The organism is Methylosinus sp. KRF6, assembly GCF_018887255.1.
GTDB lineage: Bacteria > Pseudomonadota > Alphaproteobacteria > Rhizobiales > Beijerinckiaceae > Methylosinus > Methylosinus sporium.
Window position 1 is genome coordinate 1 of record NZ_JAHLJF010000030.1, and the last position, 3685, is coordinate 3685.

Here is a 3685-nt window from a genome sequence, read left to right on the forward strand (position 1 = left end):
ACCCACCCTATTGGATATTGTCATTAGGCAGCGGAACGGAAATGGTTGCGGCTCGCCGAACGAGGGCGTTTCGGATTGCTTGCGCTGGGAGGCGGGGTTGGTCCGGGGTTTTCGTTTCGCGCGGCGATTTCGAGAGAATTCGTCTCCGAGCAAAGAAGAAAAAAGCAGTCGGCGGGCCCTTTTCGCGGGGGCGCGGACGGCGGCGAGATCGGGAGGTCGGGACTTCGCTTCGGTCTTCGGGACTTCGTCCTCGAGAAGAAGCGGCTGCGACGACGAGAACCGTTGGAGACGAAGGCGCGTGCCGAGCAGGGAGGCGGGACGCGGCGAAATCGCTTCGAGAATCCCTGGGAGCACTTAGGAGGAATTGAGATGAGCGTAACGACAGAGACATCGGCCGGCGCAGCCGCCGGCTCAGATGCCATCGTGGACCTGAAGACCATGTGGATCGGCATCGCCGGCCTCAATATTTTCTACCTCTGCATCCGCATCTACGAGCAGATTTTCGGCTGGCGCGCGGGCCTCGACTCCTTCGCTCCGGAGTTCCAGACCTACTGGCTGACGATGCTGTGGACGGAAATTCCGCTGGAGCTCGTGGCCGGCCTCGGTCTCGCCGGCTATCTGTGGAAGACCCGCGACCGCAACGTCGACGCGGTTTCTCCGCGTGAGGAGCTTCGCCGTCACGTCGTGCTGCTGCAGTGGCTGACGGTCTATGCGGTGGCCATCTACTGGGGCGCGAGCTTCTTCACGGAGCAGGACGGCACCTGGCACATGACGGTGATTCGCGACACGGACTTCACGCCGTCGCACATCATCGAGTTCTATCTGAGCTACCCGATCTACTCGATCATGGGCGTCGGCTCGTTCTTCTACGCCAAGACCCGCATTCCGTATTTCGCGCACGGCTATTCGCTGGCGTTCCTGATCGTGGCCATCGGCCCGTTCATGATCATCCCGAACGTCGGCCTGAACGAGTGGGGCCACACCTTCTGGTTCATGGAAGAGCTGTTCGTCGCTCCGCTGCATTGGGGCTTCGTGTTCTTCGGCTGGATGGCGCTGGGCGTGTTCGGCGTGGTCCTTCAGATCCTGGCCGGCGTGAAGCGCCTGCTGGGCAAGGACGGCGTCGCGGCGCTGATCGGCTGATAGCGGCCTGAAAGAGGGCCGCCCGCGCGATCGGCGCGGACGGCCGCCTCCGTCGATTTGAATTTTCCGAATGCTCTCGGAGCGAAGGCTTCGTCCGGACGGCCGCATGGTCGGCGGTTCGGGCGGGGTTTCGAGGAGGGCTCGGGGAGGGCGTCGGCGGGACGAGTTCTAAAGGACAATCCGGCGCGAGAGAGCCGGAGGCAGGTCTCGAGACGCCGGCGCGAAGACGCCGGGCGGACAGACACCAAGGAGAAGAGTGATGTCTACATCGAAGAGCGGGGGGGCAATCGGGCCTTTCCATTCTGTCGCGGAAGCGGCGGGATGCGTCAAGACCTCCGATTGGCTGATTCTGACGCTGCTGTTTCTGGCAGTGCTGGGCGGCTATCATATTCACTTCATGCTGACGGCGGGCGACTGGGACTTCTGGGTCGACTGGAAAGACCGCCGTATGTGGCCGACGGTGATCCCGATCCTGGGCGTGACCTTCGCGGCCGCGGCTCAGGCGTTCCTGTGGGAGAACTTCCGCCTCCCGTTCGGGGCGACCTTCGCGGTTCTCGGCCTTCTGATCGGCGAGTGGATCAACCGCTACGTCAACTTCTGGGGCTGGACCTACTTCCCGATCAGCCTGGTGTTCCCGTCGGCTCTGGTGGTTCCGGCGCTGTGGCTGGACATCATCCTGCTGCTGTCGGGCTCCTATGTGATCACGGCCGTGGTCGGCGCCCTGGGCTGGGGTCTGCTGTTCTACCCGAACAACTGGCCGGCGATCGCGGCCTTCCATCAGGCGACCGAGCAGCATGGTCAGCTGATGTCTCTGGCCGATCTGATCGGTCTCCACTTCGTCCGCACCTCGATGCCGGAATACATCCGCATGGTGGAGCGCGGCACGCTGCGCACCTTCGGTAAGGACGTCGTGCCGGTGGCCGCGTTCTTCTCGGGCTTCGTGTCGATGCTCGTCTACTTCCTGTGGTGGTTCGTCGGTAAGTGGTATTCGACCACCAAGGTGATCCAGAAGATCTGATCCGCCGCAAGGCGTTGGATCGAGCGATCGCTCAAAGCGAGGAGGGGCGGCTGCGAAGGGCTCCTGCAAGAGAGCCCGGGAGCGAGCCGCTCCGGCAAGGACGACAGCGGACGATCGGCCCGACGGGCCGGTCCGCGAAGAGAAACTTGGGAGGTTGTTCCATGAAACTGTTGGAGAGAATGGCCGTGCTGGCGACCGGACGGGTCGCTCGGCTCTTCGGCCTGGGCATGGCGGCTGCGGTCGTCGCGACGATGGGCTCCGTCGCTCCGGCGTCGGCGCATGGCGAGAAGTCGCAGCAGGCGTTCCTGCGTATGCGCACGCTGAACTGGTATGACGTGAAGTGGTCGAAGACCTCGCTGAACGTCAACGAGTCGATGGTGCTCTCGGGCAAGGTGCACGTGTTCTCGGCTTGGCCGCAGGCCGTCGCGAACCCGAAGTCGTCGTTCCTGAACGCCGGCGAGCCGGGCCCGGTTCTGGTTCGCACGGCGCAGTTCATCGGCGAGCAGTTCGCTCCGCGTTCGGTTTCGCTGGAGATCGGCAAGGACTATGCGTTCCAGATCGATCTGAAGGCGCGCCGCGCGGGCCGTTGGCACGTTCATGCGCAGATCAACGTCGAAGGCGGCGGCCCGATCATCGGACCCGGCCAGTGGATCGAGATCAAGGGCGACATGGCCGACTTCAAGGATCCGGTCACGCTGCTGGACGGCACGACCGTGGACCTCGAGACCTACGGCATCGACCGCATCTACGCCTGGCACTTCCCGTGGATGATCGCGGCTGCGGCCTGGATCCTCTACTGGTTCTTCAAGAAGGGCCTCATCGCCTCCTACCTGCGCGTCAGCGAAGGCAAGGAAGACGAGCAGATCGGTGACGACGACCGTCGCGTCGGCGCGATCGTTCTCGCTGTGACGATCCTGGCGACGATCATCGGCTACGCTGTGACCAACAGCACCTTCCCGCGCACGATCCCGCTTCAGGCCGGCTTGCAGAAGCCGCTGACGCCGATCACGGAAGAAGGCACTGTCGGCGTCGGCACCAAGGTGGTGACGGCGGATCTCAAGGGCGGCGTCTACAAGGTGCCGGGCCGCGAGCTGACGGTTCAGGTGAAGATCACGAACCACACGGACGAGCCGCTGAAGCTCGGCGAGTATACGGCGGCGGGCCTCCGCTTCCTGAACCCCGACGTGTTCACGACGAAGCCGGAGTTCCCCGACTATCTGCTGGCGGACCGTGGTCTGTCGACGGATCCGACGCCGATCGCGCCGGGTGAGACGAAGACGATCGAGATCAAGGTGCAGGACGCGCGTTGGGACATCGAGCGTCTCTCGGACCTCGCCTATGACACGGACAGCCAGGTCGGCGGTCTGCTGTTCTTCTTCGGCCCGTCGGGCAAGCGCTACGCCGCGGAAATCGGCGGCCCGGTCATTCCGAAGTTCGTCGCCGGCGACATGCCCTGATCGAACCTCGAATAGCCTGATGACAACGCCGGCCGGGCCTCGCGCCCGGCCGGTTTTTCTTTGCGCTCCG

General features: G+C 63.9%; 3 protein-coding genes. All 3 read left to right on the plus strand.

Annotation, left to right across the window (positions count from 1 at the left end; translation table 11 throughout):
- The first annotated feature begins 369 nt into the window (after positions 1-369).
- The 3 genes from amoC (at position 370) to amoB (ending at position 3615) form a co-directional block, all read left to right on the plus strand.
- Positions 370-1140, plus strand: a complete 771-nt coding sequence (amoC, locus tag KP010_RS22290) for a bacterial ammonia monooxygenase, subunit AmoC (RefSeq protein WP_166146155.1) — start codon at positions 370-372, stop codon at positions 1138-1140.
- 259 nt (positions 1141-1399) lie between these two features.
- Positions 1400-2158 (plus strand): bacterial ammonia monooxygenase, subunit AmoA, encoded by a 759-nt coding sequence (amoA, locus tag KP010_RS22295; RefSeq protein ID WP_142864601.1) that lies wholly within the window; start codon positions 1400-1402, stop codon positions 2156-2158.
- A 161-nt stretch (positions 2159-2319) separates the two neighbouring features.
- Complete coding sequence (amoB, locus tag KP010_RS22300) at positions 2320-3615, plus strand: bacterial ammonia monooxygenase, subunit AmoB (protein ID WP_216281891.1); 1296 nt, start codon at positions 2320-2322, stop codon at positions 3613-3615.
- Positions 3616-3685: the final 70 nt, after the last annotated feature.